The organism is Microcystis sp. LE19-41.2A (assembly GCF_027530405.1).
GTDB classification, from domain to species: Bacteria; Cyanobacteriota; Cyanobacteriia; order Cyanobacteriales; family Microcystaceae; genus Microcystis; species Microcystis aeruginosa.
Genome location: NZ_JAPZQJ010000117.1, coordinates 1 through 25,287 on the forward strand (window position 1 = coordinate 1; position 25,287 = coordinate 25,287).

Below are 25,287 nucleotides of genomic sequence, written 5' to 3' on the forward strand. Positions count from 1 at the left end.
AAGGAGTGTTAAATGGCATTAACAGTGCTATCTTTTCACTGATTACTGTTTACTGTTTACTGATTACTGTTCACTGAAAGGGGTATTCGTGAGAGAGGAAGGGTAAAGGGATTAATTCTCCTGTTGCCTCGCCGATTTGTACTTTCAAACCCTCTCCTCCCGCTTTTGTTTTCACATAACCCAAGCCAAAATCCTCCAGCACACTGGTGAGTAAACCGACTTTTTGCGCTTCTAAAATAATCGGGGTATTGCTGGGGACGGGTTGGCTAAGTTTTATGCCCCAAAGTCTTTGTTTTACGCCTTTATAGGTGTTGAGACGGGCGATAGTTTCTTGACCAATATAACAACCCTTATCAAAAACGATCGCTCGCCATAAACCGGCCTCTAAAGGGTTATAGTCTTCGGTTAATTCTCGATCGACTGCCGGTCGGCCTTGATGGATTCTCAGGTATTCCCACACCTGCTCATCGGCGGGAGTAACGCCATTTTTAATTAAATTTTCCCAGAGGGGACCGGCTTCGGCGGCGGCAACGATTAAAGTATATCCGGGTAGGTCTAAGCCGGTACCGACGGCCAGTCTCAGGGGGGGTTCAGAAAGGAGATAATGACTATGCTGCACCCCCGTTAAAATCTGCTCTGGAATGGCGATTTTTTGCAGGTATTGCCCGCTTTCAGTACCGATTAGGGTAAAAATGGCAAAATTATCGGTTAAGTCGCTAATTTCCACTTTATCGAAGGGGAAAATATAGCGATCGATCAATTCCAGTAAAAATTGACGACGTTGGGGAGAAACGAGGATGAGGAGGGAATCATCGCCGGCGTAAACTGTGACAAAATCGAGGGTACGACCGGTAGAGTTAAGGAAAATTGTCTCACAACCCTGACCCGGTTTCAGGCGATCGATAGCGTTACTGGTTTGATTGTGGAGAAAACGCAGTCGGTCCTGGCCTTTTAATTCTAATAAACCCCAATCGGAGCGATCGATTAAAATTGTTTGGGATGCTAAACTTTGGGGATCATTGTGGTAATCTTTCAGAAAATTAGCGGCATACTCTGCCTTGATCGTGTCTAAATCTGCTTTCATTGGGGTAAATTAGCGAATAATTGCTTAATAATGCGCTCGGTTTTCGTTTCCAAACTCTGCCAATCTAGTTCACCGGTGGGGTCGAGGAGACTGGTATCGATGGTGACGCTCTCTCCCTCATCGGTGGGATAATCGAGAAAACAGACTTGAAAACAAAGTTCCCAAATATTTACAGTAACGGAGCGATCGAGATAAGTCAAACAGAGCAGATAACTGGGATAGGGATCTTGAATTTCTGTATAAGTTCCTTTCCAGAGGGAATTTTCTAACTGTTTACGCAGATTATCCAGCACCCGAATAAATGCCGGTTGCATTAATAATTGTGCCTGTTCCCAAGCGGTAATATCTTTAAATTTTGGATTCATCTTATCAGTTATCAGTTATCAGTTATCAGTTATCAGATTTGAGGATTAAGTGGGGGGATCCCCCCTGCCCCCCTTGATAAGGGGGGATCTGACAATTTTTAACACCCACCTACTTATTAAGTGAGCAATATTAAATAGACAAAGACATACATTTCAGCCCTAGAACTATTTTGTTTAACTCTTGGAGATGTCTAATGGCATTAACAGTGCTGTTTTTTCACTGGTTACTGTTTACTGTTTACTGTTTACTGATCACTGGTTACTGTTTACTGATAACTGATAACTGATTTAGGCTGTTACTAGGGTTGCTTCCTTAGCTGCCATCATTTTCATCAGGTCTAACATCCGGCAGGAGTAACCCCACTCGTTATCGTACCAAGAGACGACCTTAAAGAAATTGGCATTAAGTTGAATGCCAGCTTTAGCATCAAAGATACTGGAATGGGGGTCGGTGATAAAGTCACTCGATACCACTTCCTCATCGGTATAACCGAGGATGCCTTTCATCGGTCCTTCGCTGGCGGCTTTCATAGCGGCGCAGATTTCCTCGTAACTGGTGGCTTTTTCGGTTTTAAAGGTTAAATCCACCGCCGAAACGTTGGGAGTTGGCACACGGAAGGCCATCCCGGTTAATTTGCCTTTTAGGGAAGGAATAACTAGGGTTACTGCTTTTGCTGCTCCCGTGGAGGAGGGGATAATATTTTGACCAGCGCCGCGACCACCGCGCCAATCTTTTTTCGATGGACCATCCACGGTGGGTTGAGTGGCGGTCATCGAGTGTACCGTGGTCATTAATCCTTCCGCTAGTCCGAAGTTATCGTTAATAACTTTGGTGATCGGGGCTAAACAATTGGTGGTACAACTAGCGTTAGAGACGATCAGATCTTTAGCGGGATCGTACTCATTGTCGTTAACGCCCAGTACAATAGTACGAATTTTGTCGGGATCTTTGGTGGGTGCGGAGATAACCACCCGTTTGGCCCCGGCTTCTAGGTGTTTTCCTGCCCCTTCCGCGGTGGTAAATAAACCAGTGGACTCGACCACATAATCGGCCCCGGTTGCACCCCAGGGCAGTTGAGCGGGGTCTTTAATGGAGTAACAGGGGATAAACTTACCATCCACGACGATGCCATCTTCTTTTGCTTCTACCGTACCCTGAAAACGTCCGTGGGTGGAGTCGTATTTGAGCAGATAGGCAATATTATCGGAGGGAACCAGATCATTTATACCAACAAACTCGAAATCAGGATTTTGGATACCCGCCCTAAAAACGAGGCGACCGATACGACCGAATCCGTTGATGGCGACTCTTACTTTTGTCATGAAAAAAACTCCTTTGCAGCTGCGATAAGCTTAGGCACGATCAAGAAAAAACAATCCGAGAATTGATTAGCCTGTAGAGAATCACTATATATGCTAATCAGCTTTTATTGATCGCTAGATGAAGTATAGAAAGATTTTAAGTTTCAGTGCTTCCAAGATAAAAAATAATAAATTTTCTACCCTAGTCTTCCCCGCCACCGGCATCGAGAAAACCTGATTAGGCCTTGGCCGACCAACGAGATTCTGATTATATAGCCTTTTGGGAAAAGTTGACATTAAAAAATCATTAAAAGCTTTCTGAGAATGATTGATACCTAAGTTAAGAACATATTAATATGCCTTTAAAAGCCATTTAAAAACCCCGCCCGACTGACATAAATTCCCCTAGCCGGATTGGCAAAATATAGCTTATTTTAATAGTTTTTTACCCTCCGAAAGGTTAGACTCTTGATTACAGTTTGAAAACTGACCGAGGGTTAACCCTCTCGATGGAGAAATTGTCTATCAACTCTCTTAATCTCATCCTTCATAGATATTGGAGAAATATTCATGGTATCCGCACCAGAAAGACCCTTAACAGAACAAAATCCCCTTTCTCAAGACGAACTCTACAAAACCCATGCCTATTGGCGCGCTTGTAACTATTTAGCTGTAGGTATGATTTATCTGCGCGATAATCCCCTGCTCAAAGAACATCTTAAACCCGAACACGTTAAGTATCGTTTACTTGGTCACTGGGGAGCAAGTCCGGCCTTAAGTTTTACCTACGTTCACCTCAACCGTTTAATCAAAAAATACGACCTCGATGTGATTTTTATGGCCGGTCCCGGCCATGGGGCGCCGGGGGTACTCGGTCCGGTTTATCTAGAAGGAACCTATTCGGAAATTTACCCCGATAAAAGTGAAGACGAGGAAGGATTACAAAAATTCTTTAAACAATTTTCTTTTCCCGGTCACATCGGTAGTCACGTCACCCCCGAAACCCCCGGTTCTATCCATGAGGGCGGCGAACTGGGTTATAGTGTTTCCCATGCCTACGGTTCTGTTTTTGACAATCCCGACCTAATTACGGCCGTGGTGGTGGGTGATGGGGAAGCTGAAACCGGTCCCCTTGCTACCGCATGGCACTCGAATAAATTCCTTAACCCGATTCGCGATGGTGCGGTACTGCCAATTTTAAACTTAAACGGTTATAAAATCGCTAATCCCACCATTCTCTCCCGTATTTCGACGCACGAGTTAGAAAGTCTCTTTGTTGGTTACGGTTACACTCCCTACATCGTCGAATGTAAGGAAGATGAAGACCTCATGCACTGCCATCAAAAAATGGCCGCTACCCTAGAACACTGTATCAATCAGATTCGCTCCTATCAACAGGAAGCTCGCAGCACGGGTATTGCTAAACGTTACCCCTGGCCGATGATTATCCTCCGGTCTCCCAAGGGTTGGACAGGTCCGAAAAACGTTGATGGTCATAAAGTGGAAGGATTCTGGCGCGCTCACCAAGTCCCCATGGGGGCCATGCAGGAAAACCCCGAACACTTGAGAAAATTAGAGGAGTGGATGAAAAGCTATAACCCGGAGGAATTATTTGACTATACCACGGGTAAATTTAAGCCAGAATTTAAAGAACTCGCTCCTAGGGGTCATCGTCGCATGAGTGCTAATCCGCACGCTAACGGCGGATTGCTGCGGAAAGACCTAAAAATGCCCGATTTTCGTCAGTATGCCGTAGATGTCACCCACCCGGGCCAAGTGGAAGCAGAAAACACGGGAGTGATGGGGGTATTTTTGCGGGATGTAATGCGAAATAATATGACTAATTTTCGCGTTTTTGGTCCCGATGAAACTGCTTCTAATCGTTTAGCGGCTCTCTATGAAGTGACTAAAAAAGCTTGGTTAGCTGATACCTATCCAGAGGATTTAGATGGTAGCCAATTATCTCCCGATGGTCGGGTGATGGAGATGCTGAGTGAACATACTTTAGTCGGTTGGTTAGAGGGTTATTTATTATCCGGTCGTCACGGTTTATTTCACTCCTACGAGGCTTTTGCCCATGTTATTGATTCCATGTTCAACCAACACGCTAAATGGCTCGATATCTGCAAAAATCATGTGCCTTGGCGTGCTTCTGTTTCCTCTTGGAATCTGTTATTATCCTCGGTAGTTTGGCGGCAGGATCACAATGGTTTTAGTCACCAAGACCCCGGTTTTATCGATTTAGTAACCAATAAAAGTGCCGACGTGGTGCGGGTTTATCTTCCCCCCGATGGGAATTGTTTATTAAGTGTGGCTAATCACTGTCTCAAGAGCAAGGATTACACTAATATTATCGTTGCTGATAAACAGAAACACCTGCAATACTTGACCATTGAAGAAGCAATTAAACACTGCACCAAAGGTATCGGCATTTGGGATTGGGCAAGTAACGATGATGATGGAACTAATCCCGATGAACCAGATGTAATTATGGCTTGCTGTGGGGATATTATCACTAAAGAATCTTTAGCAGCAACGGCAATTCTGCGGGAGGAATTCCCTTACTTAAAAGTTCGCTTTATCAATGTGGTTGATCTGTTTAAATTACAGTCGGAAAGTGAACATCCTCATGGTTTATCGGAACGGGATTTTGATAGTTTATTTACCCCTGATAAGCCAATTATCTTTAATTTTCACGGTTATCCTTGGCTGATTCATAAACTTACCTACCGTCGCAGTAATCAGGAACGTATTCATGTGCGCGGTTACAAAGAAGAAGGGAATATTAATACTCCCCTAGAATTAGCGATTCGTAACCAAGTTGATCGTTTTCATTTAGTAATAGATGTGATTGATCGCGTGCCGAAATTAGGTTCTGCTGCTGGTCATGTGAAAGAACGGATGAAAAATGCTATTATCGATAATCTCGATTATGCTTTTACCAATGGCATCGATAAGGACGAGATTACTAACTGGAAATGGCCCTATTAATTAGGCTAGAAAGTGGTTTAGGTGATGATAATTTATTAGTTTATCGATAAATTTCATCTTCCTATTCCACCTAAATAAAATATTCTTTATTTTCTACAGGGTGAGAGTATCTCAAAAGCTATTGACAATTGGTCAATTTTGTGATCCGCATGGGTATTTCAGGTGATACCAGTCAATCAGAATAGTTACGAAATCTTAACAATTAAGATGGCAAATTCTCCTCAAATTTGGATCATTTCATAATCAAAAGTTTACTTTGTCAAGGATTGTTAAGATGCGCTTGCCCTAAGGTTTTTACCGTTGAAAAGGGTTAATTAGATTTAATTTACTGATCCAATTAAAATCATCAATATTGCGAGTTACAATTGTTAAATTATAAACGAAAGCTGTTCCCGCAATAATGGCATCTCCTAAGGACATCTTTCTGATTTGTTTTAAAGTTACTGCTTGGTTAATTACAGGTTGAGAGATGGGTAAAATTTGAGAAGCATTAAAAAATTCTTCAAAATAGACTTTATCCTGATGAGTTAACCGATGGTAGCCTAAAACTTCCAGATAGGATAAAGCAGATACATAAGGAGAATTTTCTGCAATAAACTCCCGGAGAAACTCATTTTCCAATTGAGCGGCATAGATAATAATATTACTATCTAATAACATGATTTAATCCCGATCAGGAAGAGAGCGATCGCACCGATTTTGTTGTTGCCACTGTTGGGTATCAACATCAGTAAAAGTATTATTATTAGCAATTTTTTTCAAAGCATTGGCCATTTTTTGACCGTTAGATCGATTTTCACCAATAATATTTTCTTCTAGTAAGGTAATATAAACATTAACAGGATATTCGGAGTTGATTTCAGGGGTTTCATCAAGCCATTGAAGGGTATTATTTTTCAAAATTGCTTTAAAGGTTTTTACCATAGTTTTCTCCGCCGTTAAATGATACAGGATAAATGATTCAGACTAGCCCTAACCCAATTTTAACACAAGACCAACCCAACAAACTCCCCTGAACTCAATCTTTTAAATTAACGTCTTTGGATCATTTCATAATCAAAAGTTCATTACCAGAGCGAAAAATTACGCAAAATGGTGATAGTCACTTTACCTGTTTTTAAGGCAGGCTAATTTATCGACGATGACTGGGTGAAAATTAATCATTAAATCAATTTATAACAAGCAATCGAGGGTTTTACTATCGCGTTAATGTACCTTAAAAAGGTAGCTATCACTTTATTTTAGCTTTTGGAAATAAAATTAAGATAAAGCGTACTAGAATAGATAATTTCTTCGTTTGAAAAAAACGTATTCAATCATCTATTTTAATAAATGTTCTATTTCTTCATCTGTAAAACCAAATTGTCTAAAAATTCGTAAAACATAAGCAGGGGACATTTCTTTTGCACCTATATCGATAGGAACGATTCGACGTTGATTATACAATACTCTACAATATAAACGATGATCACCTTTTCCTTATCGATAAAATTGACAGCCTCCTTTTTCAAGAATTTTGATTAGTGCTTTGGGTTTAAGAGAAGGAATATTTTTAGGCATAAACTTTTCTGAGTTCGTAAGTTTCGGGAGTTTCAGAATCTCCCACAGTTAAAAATTCATGAAGTTCGTCTATAGGAATAGGACTGGTATATATATTGGCTTGATCATGATAAATCTCCCAAAAAGATTCAATCGCTTCTTTTAGTTTCTCCATAGCTTTTTCCTGAGTTTCTCCTTGTCCAACTAATCCATTTTCAAGACATAATGAAACCCAATAATCTGCACTTTTTCTCAGAATAACGGTATAAAAGTTCATGGTGATTGTTCTGTTTAAATTTTAATCGGGGATTAGAATTTACTCCAGCTTAATTTTAACACAAGACCAACCCAACAAACTCCCCTGAACTCAATCTTTTAAATTAACGTCTTTGGGTCATTTCATCAATAGACAATAAATAAAGTGCATTATACTTTGTTAATGCACCCGCTCAGAAAAGCGATCGCTTAGGATAATATATGATTATGCAATTACTAAAACGGACTCGGTAGAATTTCGCTAAATCTCTTAATAGCTTGTTTATGTTTTAAAATAAGACTGATTAGATGATGAGTGGTACAATTTCCAATCCTCAGCCAGATGAACTTTGGAGGTTGGCCATACAACAAACTCCGTTGATAAAAATCAGAATCTTTCGAGACAATTATCAATCCATTGATAGGCGCATATTGCCAAATCCTTTGATCGGGAAACCCTTTTAGGCTACAATCTCTAACATGAGCGCTATCGGGAAAATGTGATACCAGTAACAGAGGTAGTTTAGGTGATAAGTTTTCGTCAAATAGCAGTTTCATAGGGAATAACCATTAAACGACGATCCCGCTCGGCGGCAAATGCAAAACAGGCTTGTATATCTTCTAAGGTAAGATCGGGGAAATCATCTAATATTTCTTCAATAGTCATCCCTCCTCCTAGATAATCAAAAATATCTGCTACTGCAATACGAGTATTGACAATGCAAGGTTTGCCACTGCGAATGTCTGGGTTAATCACAATCCGATCTCGATATTTAGCTGCAAAAGACATAGTAATAACTGTTGTTGACTAATGATTATTATAGCTTAATGTTAATTGTACTTTAAGCTTGATAAATCTTAAAACCAAAACCCTCGACTTTTAGGTTTCAAAAATTCTATTATCAATAAGCTGCATTACACTACCTTAATCCACTCTAAAAGAGCGGCGATCGCACTTTTGATGTTAAACTAAGATCAGAAAACTTTTTCTATCATTTATGAAAAAACTTAGAGTTTATATCGATACATCAGTCATTGCAGGCTGTTTAGATGATGAATTTTCCTTAGAGTCCAATCAATTGATGGAAGCCATTAAGCAAGAAAAGTTTATTTTGTTAATGAGTGATATCATTGTTAGCGAATTAATTAATGCCTCCCAATCGGTTAAAGATATTTTATTATCGATTCCGCAGAGAGTTATTGAAGTAGTTAAGATAACAGCTGAAGTTTTACAGTTAAGGGATGCTTATATCAATGAAGGAGTTGTTACATCAAAGTCTATTAATGATGCTACTCATGTAGCGGCTGCTACAATAGCTAGAGCGGCTGCAATCATATCATGGAATTTTAAACATATTGTGCGCCTAGATAAAATGAAAGGCTATAATCAAATTAATTTACTCAATGGCTACGGGATTTTGACTATTATTTCTCCTTTAGAGGTAACAATTGATGAAGCCAACGACAATTAAAAAAAGTTTTGACTGTTTAGCTTTTAAACAAACCAGTCAAGAAAAAATTGCTGAAGACATGAAAAATCTCAGCTATTCAGATCAGATTGAATATCTTCAAAAAAAGATTAATGAAAGTGATTTAAGGTTATGGTGGGAATCTATCAATAACAAGAAATAAGGCGCATTATACTCTGTTAATGCACCCGACAAAATAAGCGTGCTGCTACGCAGTGCTTTCAGTATCACACTCAGTCTCCAAAAATGCTCTCAAATATCTCACGCTTGACTCTAAAGTTAATTTCTCTAAGTCTTTGATAAAAAATCTCCAAATTTTCAATTTCTATCTTTCCTTCTTTGAGAAGTTTACGAATAATCGCTAAAGTTCCTTTAACATTTAAGCCTAAGTGTAGTGCTTCTTTTCTTGCTGCAAAGTCATCAAGGATGATATAATCAGTTTGTAATTCTATTCCTAAAGTAATGGCATCAGATTCACCTTTCCCTAAACGTTCATTTAAACTATTTGCTAGAGAGATTAATTTAATATTTAGGATAATTAATTTCTGTTGATTGATCAGCTTATTAAGAGTCTCTGAAGATTAATCTTGTTTGGCATTAATTTCTTGTTGTACGGTTGCAGGCAAATAAAAATTATCATTAGAATATAGGAATTTTTCTAAAAATCCTAACTGAGACAAAAAGATTAAAGGGGAAGAATTGAAAACAATTTTCATAGAGATTACCATTTTTTTTCTCTATCTATGTCTTCTGTAGTAAGATAAGAAAAATCGATTCTCATTAATTCTAAAATTTTCAAGAACATTTCTGTATCTATTTCCATGATTTCTGCGGCTTTATGAAGACTGATGATGCGAGAAACTAAAGCACCCACCACAAAAATAAATTGTTCTTTTTGTTCAATATTATCAAATAATTGTATTTCGGCGGCAATTTCTTGAAAAGTAATCGAAGTATTCATTGTCTTGCTAAGTTTCATCAATTAAGACATATCTAACTTAATTTTAACGCAAAATCAACCCAACAAACTGCCCTTATCTCAATCTTTTAAATTATAGACAACAAATAAGGCGCATTAACAAAGTATAATGCACCCGATCAAAAAGCGATCGCACTACGGCTACAGCGGCCGATGTCCACGCATTAACACGGTTGCGAGCTTTCTTTTCCGCTTCTTTGAGAGAACAAATTTTTAGTCTTTCCTTATTAAATCAAATCATATGAAACTTTTTTAAGCTCTTTTGTGTTTACATCATAACAATTGCCGTTAACATCAAAATACTCGCTGAGTACACTACCTCGACAGATAAGCTTTGTCCCACCGAACCAAGTAACTCGGACAGTTAATTCTTGACGACAGTTCGGGCATAGAGGATTTCTCTCTTTGTTCATCTGACTGTGATGGAAAGGATTCATTTTGTTTACTCCTTTAAAAGGTCAGCTAAAGTTTTTGGTCAGTTAACACACTATGAAAAAAAGTTACGAATAGATTGCCACAGACTACGAAGACCATCCTTAATTTTCAAATAGATTGAGTATAGAGTGTTTGAAAGCCATTCGGCAAAAGCTTCAAGAGAAGCTAAAATGATTGCTTTAAGTGCATCATCTAAGCTGTCTAAATAGTCAATTACAGTTTGTTTTTCGCGATCACTTAGTGCCATAGTGTCTCCATGAATTCAGATTTATGAAAAAAAGTCACGAATTGATTGCCATAAGCTTTGTAAAAAATCTTTGATTTTGAGATAAATCTCATATAAATTTCTACTAAGCCAATTGCCAAACGATTCATGGCTTTTCAAAGCTTTCTTCTTTTCTTGTTCATCTGCATTACCAAGAGCCTCAAGAACCCATTGTTTTTCTTCTGGTGTTAGTGCCATTTGATCTCCACTAAATTCATAAACAGGTCATAACTATAAAAGAAAATAGTTTCTTCAGAAAATTGGGGTCTTGTATCAAAATCAAGTAGATGGCATACAAAATAACCTTTAGCCAATTTATAAAGGACGATTGTGAAGATAAAACTTTTCTTGATTCTGCTTGGTCAAGTCGATCAAGTTCATCAATAATTCGTTGCTTTTCCTCTGGTGTTAACGCCATAAAATACTCTTTTCTAACTTCTAACGTTGTGGTGTAGGTGCGTCTTTGAGCCATTCAGCGACTTTGACAATCATTTCTTCATCGTCTGCTAAATCTTTTGCATCTGCTTGTACGATTAGAAGAACTAGATCACAGGAAGGAATTGTATCTTGATAGATTTTTTCATATTCGCGATCTTCTGCTAGACTGCGACCATATCCGGGTAAATCAACTACACTAAGAGTACCTCCTGTAGATAACTCAAATTCTTTCATTTGAGCAGATGTAGTACCAACTATTGTATGGCTTGTTTTCCATTTAGCATTAAATAAGCTGTTAATTGTGGTTGTTTTACCAACTCCCGCTTTACCAAAAATAGCAACTTTTGGAGGGAGGGAGCGTTCTTGTCTAAATTTATCTAGGACTAGATTTAGATCATCTTCTGAAAGAATCTTCTTCATTTCTTCAAACATTCGATCTTTATCTGTTGATGTTCTACTAGACTTTTTAGCCTCACGTTCCCGACGCTGTTGATCCGCAAAAGCTTTAACTTCAGGATCAGCTAATTCAAAAGGATCGGCAGGTTGCACATTATCTAGCTTGAAGCCAGCATAGGCATTGCTAACAATTTTTGTTAATAACGGAAGAAGGCGATAACGCTTCAATGCCGAATAATACTCGATGTTATCAGTTGAAATATCAGCATATTTTGCTAAACGTTGAGTTAAATCATTACATCTTCTAGCAATTTCCTTTGCCGCCCTTTCCTCGGGCATATTCATGCGCTCATTCCAACCATTAGCGACTATTTTATCAACTTGGTTAAGTCCGACGACTAAACGAATCGGGGCTTTGTTTTTTCTGAGTCCAAACATAGCTTTTAGCTCCTGGTAAGAATTTTGGTTTTTAAATCTTGTAAACCCCACTCATGAATAGATGTGTAGGGAATGATTTGATGTCTTTCAAAAGTTAGGTGTTGAGAAACCACAGAACTGAAGATACTGTAAATATCGTCAATTTTTTCTGGAAGTCGCTTCAGTTGATCTTCTGATGGAATACCTTCATCTGTATTAAAAGGTTTCTGCCCTTCGTCGATTCCTAGATAATCTATTTTATTAAGGGCAATAGTCAAAGACAAAGATCGTCTGAAGAGCGGAGATAACTTCAATAAAAAAATTTGATCTCGCTTGTAGGCTCTGGTATCTGCCTGTGTAACCCAAACCAAGGAATCAGTTTTAGGGATCCATTCTTTGTAGAAAGGAAGATAGGTTTCATCCGCTGACAAGCTCTCCCCAATTCCGGGCATATCAACTACCCTTATTTGTTTGTAGGATAGGCCGCTATAGTCAGGATGAGATAAATCGAGATAAGTCCATTGGGGTTCTTTGGTACAGGCAACAGCATCATCTGTGGCCCAGTTTAAATTAAACAGCTTATTGAGAGTGCTACTTTTCCCAACACCGCATTTCCCAAAGAACAGAATAGTCATCTCTTCACCGCCCAGAGTTTCTGAGCTTTGTGAGAGGGTAGTTATTTCTGTCATTTAACCCCCCGAATACTTGATACCAACTTGACTTAAAATCTGAACCACTTTGGTTGCGTCATAACTGGGGACTTCTATCTGATCCCCTGAAATTGAGGCATTTGAACCCAATGAACCGACGATTTTTGCCTTAGCTTCTGATTTTTTAGAATCGAGCGCATATTTGTCTAAAACGAACTTCGTCATAAAATACCTACGTTAAACTGAGACATAAGCAATAATACTTAGAACTAGCGTCGCTGAGTTAGATATGGTTAGTTTTAGGTCTGTTTTGCTTAACTAGATTCCATCATGCCAAACGCTTCCAAAAAGTGACAACCCCTAAACATCGGATTTTATCGGGAGTTTTGTCGGGTAAATTTTTCTGAAAATTGGAAAAAGTGGGATTTAGTTGGGCTATAATACCCAAAAATCTTTTGCTGTGTCGATTGTATGAATATCACGGAAGTCTTACAACTGATTGACGAACGCCTTATTGAGCGAGATAAAAAGCCGCTAAATAATATCCAGAAGGCTATTTTTGAAGGGAGTTGGCAAGGACAGAGTTATCAAGAAATAGGTAACGAATATCACCGCAGTGAGACTCATATTAGAGAGGAAGGTGCTAAATTATGGAAGCTTTTATCGGATGCTTTTGGGGAAGAAATAAGAAAATCTAATTTTCGTTCTACCATAGAAAGAATGAAGATTAAATCATCACAAATTGTTGAAATAAATCAAAATTTTAATTTTTGCTCTCAGATTTTTAATCAACTCAATAAAGATGACAAAAATAGAGAGATAAACTCTCAATATTCTCAGACATATCATGATCTAACCCTTGCTCCCCAAATTATTGACTTTTATGATCGAGAAAATGAACTCGCAACAGTCTCGAACTGGGTGTTTAAGCAAAATACTCGCTTAATTGCCGTTTTGGGATTATGGGGAATAGGAAAAACCACCCTAGTTAAACGATTTATTGATCTCAATTTAGAACAATTTGAAGTGGTGATTTGGAAAAGTTTAAAATTTCCTAAGTCTTTAGATTTATGGCTAAATGATTTATTGAATACTTGCCAAAAAGAACCGAAGGAAAGCACCGATAATAAAATCCAGCAATTGTTAGAAGTTCTAAGCAATCATAAATGTTTAATCGTCTTAGATGATTTTCAGAATCTTTTTGCTGTTGGTCAAATGGCGGGTAATTATCAACCTGAATATAGTAGTTATCAACATTTTTTAAAACTGATTGCAGAAATCCAACACCAGAGCCATTTTATTCTCATTAGTCAAGAAAAATCGGCGGAAATGAACTATCTTAATCAAGAAAATTCTCCTATTCAATGCTTAGAATTATCAGGATTTGAAGCGATTGATTTTCTTGAAAATAAAGGTTTACAAGATGGGGAAAGATGGTTAGAATTAATTCAATTATACGAAGGTAATCCTTTTTATTTAACTGATATTGCCGTTTTGATTAAAGATGTTTTTGATGGCAAGGTTAACGATTTCTTGGCAGAAAATAGCTTAGTTATTACTAAAAAAATGCAGTCTCATTTAAAACAAATTTTTGGTCGCTGTTCTCCCCTTGCTCAACAAATCGCCTTAGAATTAAGTAAAGTTGATCAACCTTTATCTAGAGAGGAGTTAAAAAATAACCTAGATTTATCTGCTAGTGATTTAATCAATGGTTTACAATCCTTGCAACAACGTTATTTAATTCAAAGGGAGCAAAACCGATTTCAATTATCATCTATTTTTAAAGCGTATATCAAAAGCGATTGATTGTAATATTTTTTAGAGGAGATCGAGTCCGAAAAAGAACCCTTCCAACCTCTTAAACTGATTAGTAACAATTAGAGGCAATCAGCGATATTGATAGCGATCTGTGAGATTATTCTTGAGATAATATAAAGTCGATGTCTGATAACTGATAATTTATCGCTGAATTTAACTTCTTAAAGAAACTTGGAACTGTTTAACCAAAGCTTCTCGCACTTTTGTCATTAAGGGTTCCACATCTTCATCGGTTAAAGTTCGATCGCTGGCACGATAGACTAAACTAAAGGCCAAACTACAATGATTTTCTGGCACATTCTGCCCCTGATAGCGATCAAATAATTCGACTTTTTCTAAAAGAGTTCCCCCAGCATTTTTGATAGTTTTTGTCAATCTATCTACGGGTATATCTGTGGAAACAAAGAAGGCGATATCTCGCGCTGCCCCCGGATAGGTAGAATAGACCTGTAAACGCGGGGTAATTTTGGCACTATCGCTAAGAGTTGCTAACAGGATCGGGAACTGGATTTCAAAGGCATAAACTGCCTCAATTAATCCCTTTTGCTGACGCAATTGCGGGTGTAGTTGACCAAAAATTCCTAGTCGTTGTTTACCAATCCATAAAGATGCTGTTCGTCCGGGATGAAACCGCGCATCTTCGGCATCTTTTTCGTAGCTTACTGTCAGCGAAAGGCGATCGAATACTGCTTCTAAAATGCCTTTTGCTTCATACCAAGTCATGGCCACCTCTTTACCCGATCGCAGCCAACGTCCGGCCGAGAAGAAATCACCGCCGAAAATACCGGCAATCGCATCGTATTCGTTGATATTATCCGATTCTAAGCGGAAAACTCGCCCGATCTCGAAGCCATTTAAGGAACCGTTACCCTGAGACTGATTATACTCAAACGCTTCGATTAAACCGTCGAGGAGATTAGTCCGCAAAGCAGAATACTCGACAAAAAGGGGATTAGCGAGGACAACTTCCGCTAATTCCGGTTTAACTAGGGAATACTGGACTAATTCCGTCAAACCCACTGCTCGAAAAGCTTCCCGCACCCGACGCTGTATAGTTTCCTCAAAGGATAATCCTCCGGCTGCGGTTTTTGCTGGCAAAGTATCGACAAAGCGATCATATCCGTACAGTCGCGCCACTTCTTCAATTAAGTCAATTTCTCGTTCTAAATCCCGATAACGGTAGTCTGGCACTGTCACAGTCCACAGAACAGGATTTTTCGAGGTTAACTGCAATTCACAGCCTAAATTGCCTAAAATCCGCTCCACATCTTCGGCGAGAATTTCACTGATCGCACCATTATCTAGGGTAACTTGACCCAGTAGCTGCTGCAAACGTTCTAAACGCAATTCGATCAAACGACTGGACTGATCGGCACGATAATCAGCTTTAACCTGACTGCTGACAGTTCCCCCAGCTAACTCTAGAATTAAATCGATCGCCCTTTGACAAGCATATTCTAAAGCGGCGGGATTAACACCGCGTTCATAGCGTCCGGAAGATTCGCTGCGTAAACCCTGCGCTTTTGAGGAACGACGGATAGCGATCGGATCGAATAAAGCCGACTCTAGCACAAGATTAACGGTTTCCTCGTTAACTTCTGTATCTTGACCTCCCATCACCCCCGCTAGAGCTACAGGCTTATTATTGGCAGTAATTAATAAATTAAGCTCTTTTAAGCTTCTTTCCTGACCATCAAGAGTAATAATTTTTTCCCCTTCCTCGGCAAAACGGACCCCAATAGTAACGGATTTACCTCCGGCAAAACTTTGTAAACGATCGCGATCGAAAGCGTGTAAGGGTTGTCCCCACTCCAAAAGTACATAATTAGTAATATCGACCACATTATTGATCGATCGCAATCCGGCAGCCTGTAAACGCTGTTGCAACCATAGCGGAGATGGGCCAATTTTTACCCCCTCGATCACCGTACCAATATAAGCAGGACAGGCTTTATTTTCTGATATTTCCAGAGATAAATCTTTTTTAGGGGAAAATTCACCTAATTTCACTTTTGGTAGGCTTAATTCTCCTCCTGTCAAAGCCGCTACTTCTCGCGCAACTCCGATCATACTCAAAGCATCGGCACGGTTAGCGGTGGGAGAAATATCTAAAATCACCTCATCGAGTCCTAAAAGGGGACGAACATCTGTACCTAAAGGGAGATTTTCCTGGCTAAAAATGTGGATTCCTTCAGAATCCTTAGTTAATCCTAATTCCGCGAGGGAACAGATCATCCCTTCCGATTTTACCCCGCGCAATTTAGCCGGTTTAATCGTTAAATTGATTTTGGCTAAATAAGTTCCCAAAGTAGCCACAGGAACTAGAATATCAGCCCTAGCATTGGGCGCACCACAGACAATTGTACTAGGGTTTTCCTGACCGATATCCACCTGACAGACACTTAGTTTATCTGCGTTGGGATGGGGTTGGCGATCGATAATTTTACCAATAACCACACCCTTTGCCCATTCTCGGCGATCCTCGATCTCTTCCACTTCTATTCCCGCAATTGTCAATAATTCGGCTAATTCTTGGGGAGATTGGGCGACTTTGACTAATTCTCGTAACCAGTTGATCGAAATCCGCATCGTTAATTCTTGCTTGCCGTTGGTTCTTAACTATTGTAAACGGGGGGTAGTCACCGCGACCGGGTTGACAGGAAAATGATTGCTACTCAAAAAAAGAGCCACAAATGAGTTATGATACAAGGGTTTTATCGTAAAAATTGCAAATTTTATCTTTGATCCTAGCTATTTCAGTTATTATCGGCAATATTGTAGGAGCCAGTAAAAATGACTCGGCTTTTTGAAAGTTTACGAATCAGTGGTTATCGTGGTTTTGAACAAATAGAACTGTCTTCTCTAGGACAGGTGAACATTTTTGTCGGTAATAATAATTCTGGCAAAACTAGCATTCTCGAAGCTGTTTCAATTGTTTGTAATCCCCTCGATCCCTTTCAGTGGCTAGAAGTGGCCCAACGTCGATTATACTTAGGCAGAATATCTTTAATGCGACCGGATTTGGAAGCAATTAAATGGGTTTTCTTTCGTCAGAATAATCTTGCTAGTAACCCATCCTATCAAGGACAAATTTCGATCAAGTGTACTGGAAATTCACCGATTAAAAATCTAGCAGCTAATCTCACCGATATTTACGGTGCGAGCAACGAAAAAGACAACCCAGAAAAGTTCAATGATGATTCCACCGATTCGGAAACCGATCTGGTTATCAATGGGTTAGAATTAAGTGTTACCGCCCATATTTTAGAGCAAGGCAGTTTCCTTAGTATAGATAATGAACAAGTATTTCAGTTTTGGGAAAAAGAGCGTTTTATTCAAAGGAAACGACAAAAAATACTGGTGGAGAATGCCACCATATTTCCTGCTTATTTGTCCTCGGAACCAATTCTAGATAGACTATCCAAAATCATCCTAAAGGAAGAAAATAACAAAGATGACATCCTAGATTTAATTCGGTTATTTGACGAGGAAATCACCGACCTACAAATACTTTCACCCAACAATAGACCAACTCTTTATATAGAACATAAACAGCTTGGTTTTGCTCCTCTCTATGTGTTTGGTGACGGATTTAAAAGAACCTTAGTTATGGTGCTGAGTTTGTTGACAATTACCGATGGGGTACTTCTAATTGATGAAATCGAGACATCTATTCATATTTCTGCCTTAAGTCGTGTATTTTCTTGGTTAATTAACACCTGTAATCAAAGAAGAATTCAACTTTTTGTAACTACCCATAGTTTAGAAGCAGTTGATGCCATGCTACAGTCAGAAAAGGCCATAGAAGACGTGGTAGCTTTTCGGTTAAATTCTCCAAGGGAAAAACCTCAAAGATTTTCGGGCGATTTATTGCATAGATTGCGTTGGGAACGCGGGTTAGATGTGAGGTAGAGATGGTGAGATACTGCTATATTGTTGTCGAAGGTCCCCAGGATGTCGAATTCTTAATTGGTTTACTTAAATTTTATGGCTTAAAGCGAGTTATTCATTTATCTTCATTGGATCAATTTTGGGAAAAACTTATCCCGAAAGGTTATCCAGTAGATGATGATTTAACCAAACGAGTACCAGTACCATCTTTTGTTCAAAATGAGCAATTATCAATCGCTTTACATAGTGCTATTGGCGATACACGCATAGCGCAAACCATCGAAGAAAGTCTCAAGTTTATTCAACCTTCACAGCTTTTTAGTGTGGGGATTTTTGCCGATGCTGATTACAGGGAAACACCTCAAGAAAGGTTCAATAAACTAATTACTAAGTTATCGGATATTGACTTACCAAATTTGCTACCACCTTCTCAAATTGGTCAAGTTAACAATCATTCGCCTCGCTGTGGTATTTTCATCGCTCCTAACAATCGTGAGCAAGGAACTTTAGAAGATATTCTCCTCGAATGTGCTAAGATAAATTATCCTGATTTACTCAATCTTTCTCAAACCTACATAGAAAGTATTGACAGGAATCAGTTAACTAAAAATGATCTCGAAGATTTTAAAAAACCAGCAGGTGAAAAGAAAGCAATTATATCCAGTATTAGTAGTATATTAAGACCGGGTAAAGCCCTACAAGTTTCCCTACAAGATAATCGCTGGCTAGATGAGAAAATCCTAGAATTAGAGAGCATCAAGCTTATTAAAAATTTCCTTGAGCAAATTATCGGACTTTGAGAAAAAAAAGATAATTGAATAGCTGCTATCGAAATTATCCCCATCTCCCCTAAAAACAAGCTATCCTAAAGATTGCCATCCCGTTGCGATTCTATCCGTGCCTTACTATTCCCAATATCCCGACGCTTTTACTCCCAGTTATCTGAGCGAACTACAAGGACAGATTCTCGCTTGTCCCCACTTCACAGTTAACAATTTAAATCGAGATTTCGTTAAAACCAAAGGCTTTTCTATCGCTTTTCGACGCACACAAATCAGCGAAGTCGAACGAATGTTTCCCTATTTTAAACCCTATCTCGATCGCAGTTTACAAGCTGACTGCAACGCTTTTTATCTTAACCCCTTACTCCTACAAACCGGTTCACGAGTCGATCCCCATATCGATCGCTCCCTGCGCTCCTATTGTAAAACTATCGATCCTCCGCTCCTAGTTAGCGTCCTTTATGTGCAGGTTCCTAAAGATATTCAAGGGGGGGAACTGGTACTAGCAACAGGCAATCGTTCCGTGGCCCAGATTCGTCCTTGTGCTAACACCCTGATCCTCTTTCAAGGAGATCTCACCCATTCAGTTAATCCCGTTAGCTGTTCTGGTATTCGTCTGAGTCTTGTCTGCGAACAATATCGGTTAGATGCTGAAGAATTGCGAGAGATTCCCGAAATGCAGATAGAATCGCGAACCATAAAACCAGAAAAGAAAAAAAAGAAAGATCGGGTCGTTGCCCTACAATAAAAGGGGATTTTTGTAAAGATATTCTAGATGGTGATGCGCGAACCGATCGTCGAATTAAGGGGAGTAACCAAAGCTTTCGGCAAGAAAGTAATCTTAAATAACGTCGATCTGAAAGTGTACGAAGGGGAAGCGATCGGCGTGATCGGTCCGTCCGGGACGGGAAAATCGACGATTTTGCGCTTAGTCGCCGGATTACTGGCCCCCGATCGAGGAGAAGTGTACATCTACGGCACAAAACGGCAGAGAACCGTAGAACAGGGGGAAGATCCCCTCGGTGTTGGTCTAGTTTTCCAGCAATCGGCCCTTTTTGACTCCCTCACCGTCGGGGAAAATGTCGGTTTTGCTCTCTATCGCAACTCAAAGCTAAAACGAGCCGAAATCCGGGATTTAGTGGAAGAAAAACTCGATTTAGTGGGAATGTCCGGTTCCTACGACCTCTATCCCTCTGAAATATCCGGAGGGATGCGAAAACGGGTCAGTTTAGCCAGAGCAATTATCAGCGATCCCTCGATCGCCGCCGATCGACCGAACATTCTCCTTTACGATGAACCCACTGCTGGACTGGATCCCGTCGCTTCTACCCGCATCCAGACGGTAATTATGGAACTTCTCAAGGTAAAAAAAGCCTGTGGGGCCCATCTCATTGTCACCCACGTCCATAGCACCATCGAAAATACCACCGATCGCATCGTTTTTCTCTATAAAGGTCAATTTCAATGGGTTGGACCGACTCAAGAGGCTTATCACTCCGAAATCCCCGTACTCAAGCAATTTTTTACCGGCAGTATCGACGGACCAATTCAGTGATCAGTCAATTGAGGGAAGTGGGGTGTGGGGTGTGGGGTGATGGGGAGAACAAAGCTGCCTATTGCCGACCGCCGACCGCCTCCTGATAACTGATAAAGGAGAGAGTCAGACATAAGCCGAATTCTGTATTTCCCAACAGCAGTAAAATCGCTTTTACCTTTGTTGGAATAGAGGTTATCTATCTGGGATAATTGTCACCAATTACCTCAAGCGGTTCCTAAAAACGGGACAGGAAAAAGACCAACCTTTGTCCCTCCACCTTGCTCCCCACCGGGGTTTACCGAGCCAGTACCTCTCGATACTGCTGGTGCGCTCTTACCGCACCTTTGCACCCTTACCCCCAATCAGTTATCAGGTATCAGTTATCAGTGGAAAGTTATTAGTCATCAGTGAATTTACTTTCGTTACTGTTTACTAATCACTGAAAAAAAGGGGCGGTATTTTTCTGTGGCACTATCCTCACGCTCGCGCGCACTGGACGTTATCCAGCAAGTGTGGTCTTTCGGGAGTTCGGACTTTCCTCGGAATCATTAATCAAATGACCCCGCAACCTCTAGACCAACTCTCTCCTATTCTCTAGTATGACTTACCAGAGACTCGATCGCTCATATATCCCAGTCAATAATCAGTGATCAGTAAACAGTGAACAGTGAAAAGACAGCAGGAAACTGCTATTTAATACTGCTCGCTTAATACATACTGCTCACTTAAAACTCAAATCTGATAACTGATAACTGATAACTGATCAATGTCGATCGCTCTCAACGTTAAGATCAAAGGTAATGGCTATCCGATTCTCTGTCTGCACGGTCATCCCGGTTCGGCAGGTAGTATGTCTGTATTTACCGATCATTTTTGCCAACGCTGGCAAACCCTGGCCCCGGATCTGCGCGGCTACGGCAAAAGTCGTTATCGCCGGGATTTTCAGCTAGAAGAACATCTAGAGGATTTAATCGAGCTGCTCGATCGCCAAAAAATCCAGCAATGTTTAATTCTCGGTTGGTCTTTGGGGGGTATAATCGCCCTGGAATTAGTATTGCGGCATCCCGATCGCTTTGCCGGTTTAATTCTAGTGGCCTCGGCCGGGCGGCCTTGGGGTAGTCATCCCCCCGTCACCACCACAGATTTAGTTTTGACGGGGATAGCGGCAATTCTCAATCAGATCAAACCGGGATGGCGTTGGAATATTGATACTTTTGCCCGTCGTTCCCTGTTTCAGTATCTTTTTTCACAACATCAAGCGATATCCTATCTTTATCTGGCTCAAGATGCTGTTCCCGCCTACTTAGGCACTTCCCCAGCTGCCGATCGGGCTTTAAATCGGGCTTTAAAAAAAGGTTACAATTGTTTAAAATCTCTTGACAAAATCACAATTCCCTGCTTAGTTCTGGCGGGGGCAAATGATCGCCATATTACCAGTGCCTCGAGCCAAGAAACAGCCGAAAAACTGAAACTGTCTCGGTGGAAATGTTACCCAGACACGGCCCATCTGTTCCCCTGGGAAATCCCCGACTTAGTTTTAGGGGACATTGATGCTTGGTTAGCGGCGCATTTTAGCGATAAACTGGCAGAGTGAAGTGAAAACTACTGCCGTGCTCGGGGACACTATCCACCCAAATTTGACCGTAGTGGGCGCGAATAATCTTGCGACAGACCGATAAACCGATGCCATAACCTTCTTTACCCTCATCCCGTTTGAGACGCACATGACCCTCAAAAATATGCTCTTGTTTTTCTTCGGGAATGCCGGGGCCGGTATCACTGATGCTCACTTGTACTTTTTGAGTAGTACGATGGAGGACAGAAAGGGTAATTGCGCCGCCGGGGGGGGTATATTTGATCCCATTCTCCAAGAGATTAATAATCACCTGTCGGATTAACTCCTCATCAGCATAGACGGGGGGCAGATCTTGGGGGATATCGCTTTGGAGAATTAAAGTCTTTTCTTGAAAAATATCGGTAAATTGAGACAAAATTTCCTGACAAAGAGCTTGCAGATAAAATTTACTCTGGTGGAGAGTGAATTGCGCCGCCATGCTCTTAGAAGCTTGTAGAATGTCCGTGATCAAACGGTTCATAATCCGGAACTGTTTGCGGGCCTGTTGGTGCAGTTGTTCTCGTAATTGCAGACTGCGCTCCGTATCTGGTTGATGATAGGCTAATTCGAGGGTTTCCACGGCGATGGAAGCAGCGGTGAGAGGACTGCGTAAATCGTGGGCTAACATAGCCAAAATTTGGTCTTTAAATTTTAATTGTTCTAATAATTCTTCCTTTTCCTGTTTAAGACGAAAAACCTCATCGGCGATGCGGATGAGTTCGCCCGAATGTTCCACCTCTTGAAGTTGTCCATCCTCAGCGTGATGATTTTTGACCTCCTCTTTAATCGCTTTTTGCCAGCGTACCAACCATTTTTTAAACTGTTCCACCAGATTACTGCCTGCGAGGGTATGGCGGGGGCCGGGGGCAATTTTGACCAAGGCAGGGGTAGCTACAAGGCGAAAATGTTCGACTAAATGAGGTTGCTGGCGAATTTCGATGATCTGCAAGTCAATTGGGTAATCAGACTTTAAAGACTGGAGATAGGACTGAATTTGACGGATAATTTCTTGAGAACTGGGACGGTCATCAACAAACAGCAAAAGTTGAATCGAGAGAGGCGTTGTCGTCTCTCTCCCTAAAGCAGTCAGTGGCTCGTTAGATGGGAGCATCGGAAAATTAGTAAACCTAGGGATTGACGAGATCGATCGATCGTCGATCGACTTTTATCATATTCTTTATTGTAGAAGCTTAAGATAGTATAAAATCTACTCAACCTAATCTTAAAGTTTTATTCCTTAATTCTAAGAAGAAATCCTATGGCTTTTGGCTATGTTGCCCTAGTTCTCCACGCTCATCTCCCTTTCGTCCGCCATCCCGAAAGCGATTACGTCCTCGAAGAAGAATGGTTATACGAAGCAATCACAGAAACCTACATCCCTCTGCTGCAAGTTTTTGAAGGTCTCAAGCGGGACGGTATCGATTTTAAAATGACCATGAGCATGACTCCGCCTTTGGTGTCGATGCTGCGGGATCCGTTACTGCAAGAGCGCTATGAAGAACACTTAGGTAAGTTAGAAGAATTAATTGCTAAAGAAATCGACCATAATCAACATAATGGCCATATTCGCTACTTAGCCGAATATTACGCTGAATCTTTCCAAAGTATCCGACAAACTTGGGAAAAATACGATCGAGATCTGGTCAAAGCATTTAAACAATTCCTCGACAGTAATAACCTAGAAATTATCACCTGTGGTGCGACCCATGGTTATATGCCCCTGATGAAAATGTACCCGCAAGCGGTGTGGGCGCAAATTGAGGTGGCCTGTCAACACTACGAGGAAAATTTCGGTCGTCGTCCCAAGGGCATTTGGTTGCCGGAATGTGCGTACTACGAAGGGGTAGAAAGAATGTTAGCCGATGCGGGCATTCGTTATTTCCTCGTCGATGGCCACGGTATTCTCTACGGTCGTCCGCGCCCCCGTTACGGCAGTTACGCGCCCATTTTCACAGAAACCGGGGTGGCCGCTTTCGGTCGTGACCACGAATCTTCCCAACAGGTTTGGTCTTCCCAAGTCGGTTATCCGGGGGATATAGTTTATCGGGAATTCTATAAAGATTTGGGCTGGGAAGCGGAATACGAGTATATTAAGCCCTATATCATGCCCAACGGTCAACGCAAGAATATAGGCATCAAATACCACAAAATTACTAGCCGGGACGGTGGTTTATCGGAAAAAGGGCTTTATGACCCCTACTGGGCCAAAGAAAAAGCCGCCGAACACGCGGGCAATTTTATGTATAATCGCGAGCGGCAAGTGGAGAGTTTAGCGGGAATTATGGGCCGTCCTCCCCTGGTTGTTTCTCCCTACGATGCCGAGTTATTCGGTCACTGGTGGTATGAAGGACCCTGGTTTATTGATTTTCTGTTCCGCAAGTCTTGGTATGACCAAAATATCTACCAAATGACCCATTTAGCCGATTATCTCCGGGCTAACCCGACCCAGCAGGTCTGTCGTCCTTCCCAATCCAGTTGGGGTTATAAGGGTTTCCATGAATACTGGCTGAATGAAACTAACGCTTGGATCTATCCTCACCTACACAAAGGCACGGAACGGATGATTGAATTAAGTCATCATGAAGCGGAGGATGAATTGCAGGAACGGGCTTTAAATCAGGCGGCCCGGGAGTTATTATTAGCACAATCTTCTGATTGGGCGTTTATTATGCGAACCGGTACGATGGTTCCCTATGCTGTCCGGCGCACTCGTTCCCACCTGCTGCGGTTAAATAAAATCTATGAAGATGTGAAATCCGAGAAGATTGATGCTGGTTGGCTGGAAAAAGTCGAGGAAATCGACAATATTTTCCCCAATATCGATTATCGCGTCTATCGACCCCTGTAATCTTTGTTAGAGATTAATAAAAATTTTGGTGCGTTATGGTTTGTAACGCACCTTGTTGCTTTCTGATTCACTCATCGGAAATTTTGGGTCTGAAACCCCGCCGTTCTAGGTTGGCTTTACGTTAGAATTAAAAGGCCAGTCTCGAAAACCAAGTGGACGGCGCAGCACCTTGAAAACTCGGCTTAGGGGGTTCCGACCAGAAAAGCTTGGC

General features: G+C 40.7%; 26 protein-coding genes, 1 other RNA gene and 2 pseudogenes. 10 read left to right on the top strand and 19 right to left on the bottom strand.

The annotated features are described in order from the left end of the window. Positions 1 to 70: 70 nt before the first annotated feature. The 3 genes from ygfZ to gap all read right to left on the bottom strand — a co-directional run bounded on the left by ygfZ (position 71) and on the right by gap (position 2,772). On the bottom strand, positions 71 to 1,084 hold the full coding sequence (ygfZ, locus tag O9290_RS05140; RefSeq protein ID WP_288058476.1) for a CAF17-like 4Fe-4S cluster assembly/insertion protein YgfZ: 1,014 nt from the start codon (positions 1,082 to 1,084) through the stop codon (positions 71 to 73). Next, positions 1,081 to 1,449, bottom strand: a complete 369-nt coding sequence (locus tag O9290_RS05145; RefSeq protein ID WP_002743680.1) for a hypothetical protein — start codon at positions 1,447 to 1,449, stop codon at positions 1,081 to 1,083. Before O9290_RS05145 ends, ygfZ begins: the two co-directional genes overlap by 4 nt. Before the next feature lie 288 nt (positions 1,450 to 1,737). Beyond that, positions 1,738 to 2,772, bottom strand: coding sequence for a type I glyceraldehyde-3-phosphate dehydrogenase (gene gap, locus O9290_RS05150; protein ID WP_002783019.1), 1,035 nt, complete (start codon positions 2,770 to 2,772; stop codon positions 1,738 to 1,740). 549 nt (positions 2,773 to 3,321) lie between these two features. On the opposite strand from gap, the gene O9290_RS05155 reads away from it, so the two are divergent. Continuing rightward, complete coding sequence (locus O9290_RS05155) at positions 3,322 to 5,742, top strand: phosphoketolase family protein (protein ID WP_288058475.1); 2,421 nt, start codon at positions 3,322 to 3,324, stop codon at positions 5,740 to 5,742. A gap of 294 nt (positions 5,743 to 6,036) precedes the next feature. Here O9290_RS05155 and O9290_RS05160 read toward each other — a convergent pair whose 3' ends face one another. The 6 genes and pseudogenes from O9290_RS05160 to O9290_RS05180 form a co-directional block, all read right to left on the bottom strand. Beyond that, positions 6,037 to 6,402 carry a type II toxin-antitoxin system VapC family toxin gene (locus O9290_RS05160; RefSeq protein WP_150975711.1) on the bottom strand — a complete coding sequence of 122 codons (366 nt, stop codon included), beginning with the start codon at positions 6,400 to 6,402 and terminating at the stop codon, positions 6,037 to 6,039. A gap of 3 nt (positions 6,403 to 6,405) precedes the next feature. Next, positions 6,406 to 6,666, bottom strand: coding sequence for a hypothetical protein (locus O9290_RS05165; protein WP_002757302.1), 261 nt, complete (start codon positions 6,664 to 6,666; stop codon positions 6,406 to 6,408). Positions 6,667 to 7,062: 396 nt separating this feature from the next. Then, positions 7,063 to 7,302 (bottom strand): annotated as a pseudogene (locus tag O9290_RS28090) (type II toxin-antitoxin system HicA family toxin). Next, entirely contained in the window at positions 7,295 to 7,558 is a 264-nt protein-coding gene (locus O9290_RS05170; RefSeq protein ID WP_002757300.1) for a type II toxin-antitoxin system HicB family antitoxin, read from the bottom strand. Before O9290_RS05170 ends, O9290_RS28090 begins: the two are co-directional and overlap by 8 nt. A 215-nt stretch (positions 7,559 to 7,773) precedes the next feature. After that, entirely contained in the window at positions 7,774 to 8,094 is a 321-nt protein-coding gene (locus tag O9290_RS05175; RefSeq protein WP_288058472.1) for a DUF5615 family PIN-like protein, read from the bottom strand. Next, positions 8,078 to 8,326, bottom strand: a complete 249-nt coding sequence (locus O9290_RS05180; protein ID WP_002735373.1) for a DUF433 domain-containing protein — start codon at positions 8,324 to 8,326, stop codon at positions 8,078 to 8,080. The genes O9290_RS05175 and O9290_RS05180 overlap by 17 nt, the downstream gene beginning before the upstream one ends. 208 nt (positions 8,327 to 8,534) lie before the next feature. Here O9290_RS05180 and O9290_RS05185 point away from each other — a divergent pair, with 208 nt between their 5' ends. Continuing rightward, complete coding sequence (locus O9290_RS05185; protein WP_079210184.1) at positions 8,535 to 9,008, top strand: PIN domain-containing protein; 474 nt, start codon at positions 8,535 to 8,537, stop codon at positions 9,006 to 9,008. After that, positions 8,989 to 9,168 (top strand): hypothetical protein, encoded by a 180-nt coding sequence (locus O9290_RS05190; protein ID WP_079210183.1) that lies wholly within the window; start codon positions 8,989 to 8,991, stop codon positions 9,166 to 9,168. The genes O9290_RS05185 and O9290_RS05190 overlap by 20 nt, the downstream gene beginning before the upstream one ends. Positions 9,169 to 9,238: 70 nt before the next feature. Here the strand turns inward: O9290_RS05190 and O9290_RS28425 are convergent. From O9290_RS28425 to O9290_RS05220, 7 genes and pseudogenes are all read right to left on the bottom strand, one after another. Beyond that, positions 9,239 to 9,568, bottom strand: a pseudogene (locus tag O9290_RS28425) (PIN domain-containing protein); the annotation flags it as partial. Positions 9,569 to 9,726: 158 nt separating this feature from the next. Then, positions 9,727 to 9,966, bottom strand: a complete 240-nt coding sequence (locus O9290_RS05195) for a hypothetical protein (RefSeq protein ID WP_288058469.1) — start codon at positions 9,964 to 9,966, stop codon at positions 9,727 to 9,729. Positions 9,967 to 10,471: 505 nt separating this feature from the next. Then, positions 10,472 to 10,666, bottom strand: coding sequence for a hypothetical protein (locus O9290_RS05200; protein ID WP_002790891.1), 195 nt, complete (start codon positions 10,664 to 10,666; stop codon positions 10,472 to 10,474). A 21-nt stretch (positions 10,667 to 10,687) separates the two neighbouring features. Beyond that, entirely contained in the window at positions 10,688 to 10,882 is a 195-nt protein-coding gene (locus tag O9290_RS05205; protein WP_288058467.1) for a hypothetical protein, read from the bottom strand. Positions 10,883 to 11,122: 240 nt separating this feature from the next. Continuing rightward, positions 11,123 to 11,956: a GTPase gene (locus O9290_RS05210; protein ID WP_288058465.1), complete on the bottom strand. Its 834-nt coding sequence runs from the start codon at positions 11,954 to 11,956 to the stop codon at positions 11,123 to 11,125. A gap of 5 nt (positions 11,957 to 11,961) precedes the next feature. After that, on the bottom strand, positions 11,962 to 12,624 hold the full coding sequence (locus O9290_RS05215) for a GTPase family protein (RefSeq protein WP_288058463.1): 663 nt from the start codon (positions 12,622 to 12,624) through the stop codon (positions 11,962 to 11,964). Then, positions 12,625 to 12,810: a hypothetical protein gene (locus O9290_RS05220; protein WP_002737983.1), complete on the bottom strand. Its 186-nt coding sequence runs from the start codon at positions 12,808 to 12,810 to the stop codon at positions 12,625 to 12,627. A 246-nt stretch (positions 12,811 to 13,056) separates the two neighbouring features. Here O9290_RS05220 and O9290_RS05225 point away from each other — a divergent pair, with 246 nt between their 5' ends. Next, the gene (locus tag O9290_RS05225) at positions 13,057 to 14,391 is read left to right on the top strand and encodes a helix-turn-helix domain-containing protein (RefSeq protein ID WP_288058462.1); all 1,335 of its coding nucleotides are present in this window, start codon (positions 13,057 to 13,059) and stop codon (positions 14,389 to 14,391) included. A 165-nt stretch (positions 14,392 to 14,556) separates the two neighbouring features. Here O9290_RS05225 and pheT read toward each other — a convergent pair whose 3' ends face one another. Next, complete coding sequence (gene pheT, locus O9290_RS05230; protein WP_288058460.1) at positions 14,557 to 16,992, bottom strand: phenylalanine--tRNA ligase subunit beta; 2,436 nt, start codon at positions 16,990 to 16,992, stop codon at positions 14,557 to 14,559. A 204-nt stretch (positions 16,993 to 17,196) separates the two neighbouring features. Here pheT and O9290_RS05235 point away from each other — a divergent pair, with 204 nt between their 5' ends. The 4 genes from O9290_RS05235 to O9290_RS05250 all read left to right on the top strand — a co-directional run bounded on the left by O9290_RS05235 (position 17,197) and on the right by O9290_RS05250 (position 20,631). Further along, a complete protein-coding gene (locus O9290_RS05235; RefSeq protein ID WP_288058458.1) occupies positions 17,197 to 18,315 on the top strand; it encodes an AAA family ATPase in 1,119 nt (372 codons plus the stop codon). Positions 18,316 to 18,317: 2 nt separating this feature from the next. After that, complete coding sequence (locus tag O9290_RS05240) at positions 18,318 to 19,094, top strand: DUF3226 domain-containing protein (RefSeq protein WP_147071999.1); 777 nt, start codon at positions 18,318 to 18,320, stop codon at positions 19,092 to 19,094. 97 nt (positions 19,095 to 19,191) lie between these two features. Then, the gene (locus O9290_RS05245) at positions 19,192 to 19,824 is read left to right on the top strand and encodes a 2OG-Fe(II) oxygenase (RefSeq protein WP_012266408.1); all 633 of its coding nucleotides are present in this window, start codon (positions 19,192 to 19,194) and stop codon (positions 19,822 to 19,824) included. A 27-nt stretch (positions 19,825 to 19,851) separates the two neighbouring features. Continuing rightward, a complete protein-coding gene (locus O9290_RS05250; protein WP_002763710.1) occupies positions 19,852 to 20,631 on the top strand; it encodes an ABC transporter ATP-binding protein in 780 nt (259 codons plus the stop codon). 97 nt (positions 20,632 to 20,728) lie between these two features. On the opposite strand, the gene rnpB is transcribed toward O9290_RS05250, so the two are convergent. Further along, positions 20,729 to 21,197: RNase P RNA component class A (gene rnpB, locus O9290_RS05255), an RNA gene on the bottom strand. Positions 21,198 to 21,379: 182 nt separating this feature from the next. Between rnpB and O9290_RS05260 the strand changes: the two genes are divergently transcribed. Further along, positions 21,380 to 22,207: an alpha/beta fold hydrolase gene (locus O9290_RS05260; protein ID WP_288056244.1), complete on the top strand. Its 828-nt coding sequence runs from the start codon at positions 21,380 to 21,382 to the stop codon at positions 22,205 to 22,207. Here O9290_RS05260 and O9290_RS05265 read toward each other — a convergent pair. Next, on the bottom strand, positions 22,185 to 23,339 hold the full coding sequence (locus O9290_RS05265; RefSeq protein WP_288056246.1) for a histidine kinase: 1,155 nt from the start codon (positions 23,337 to 23,339) through the stop codon (positions 22,185 to 22,187). The genes O9290_RS05260 and O9290_RS05265 overlap by 23 nt on opposite strands. Before the next feature lie 147 nt (positions 23,340 to 23,486). On the opposite strand from O9290_RS05265, the gene O9290_RS05270 reads away from it, so the two are divergent. Beyond that, positions 23,487 to 25,076: a glycoside hydrolase family 57 protein gene (locus tag O9290_RS05270; protein ID WP_002761821.1), complete on the top strand. Its 1,590-nt coding sequence runs from the start codon at positions 23,487 to 23,489 to the stop codon at positions 25,074 to 25,076. Positions 25,077 to 25,287 lie beyond the last annotated feature (211 nt).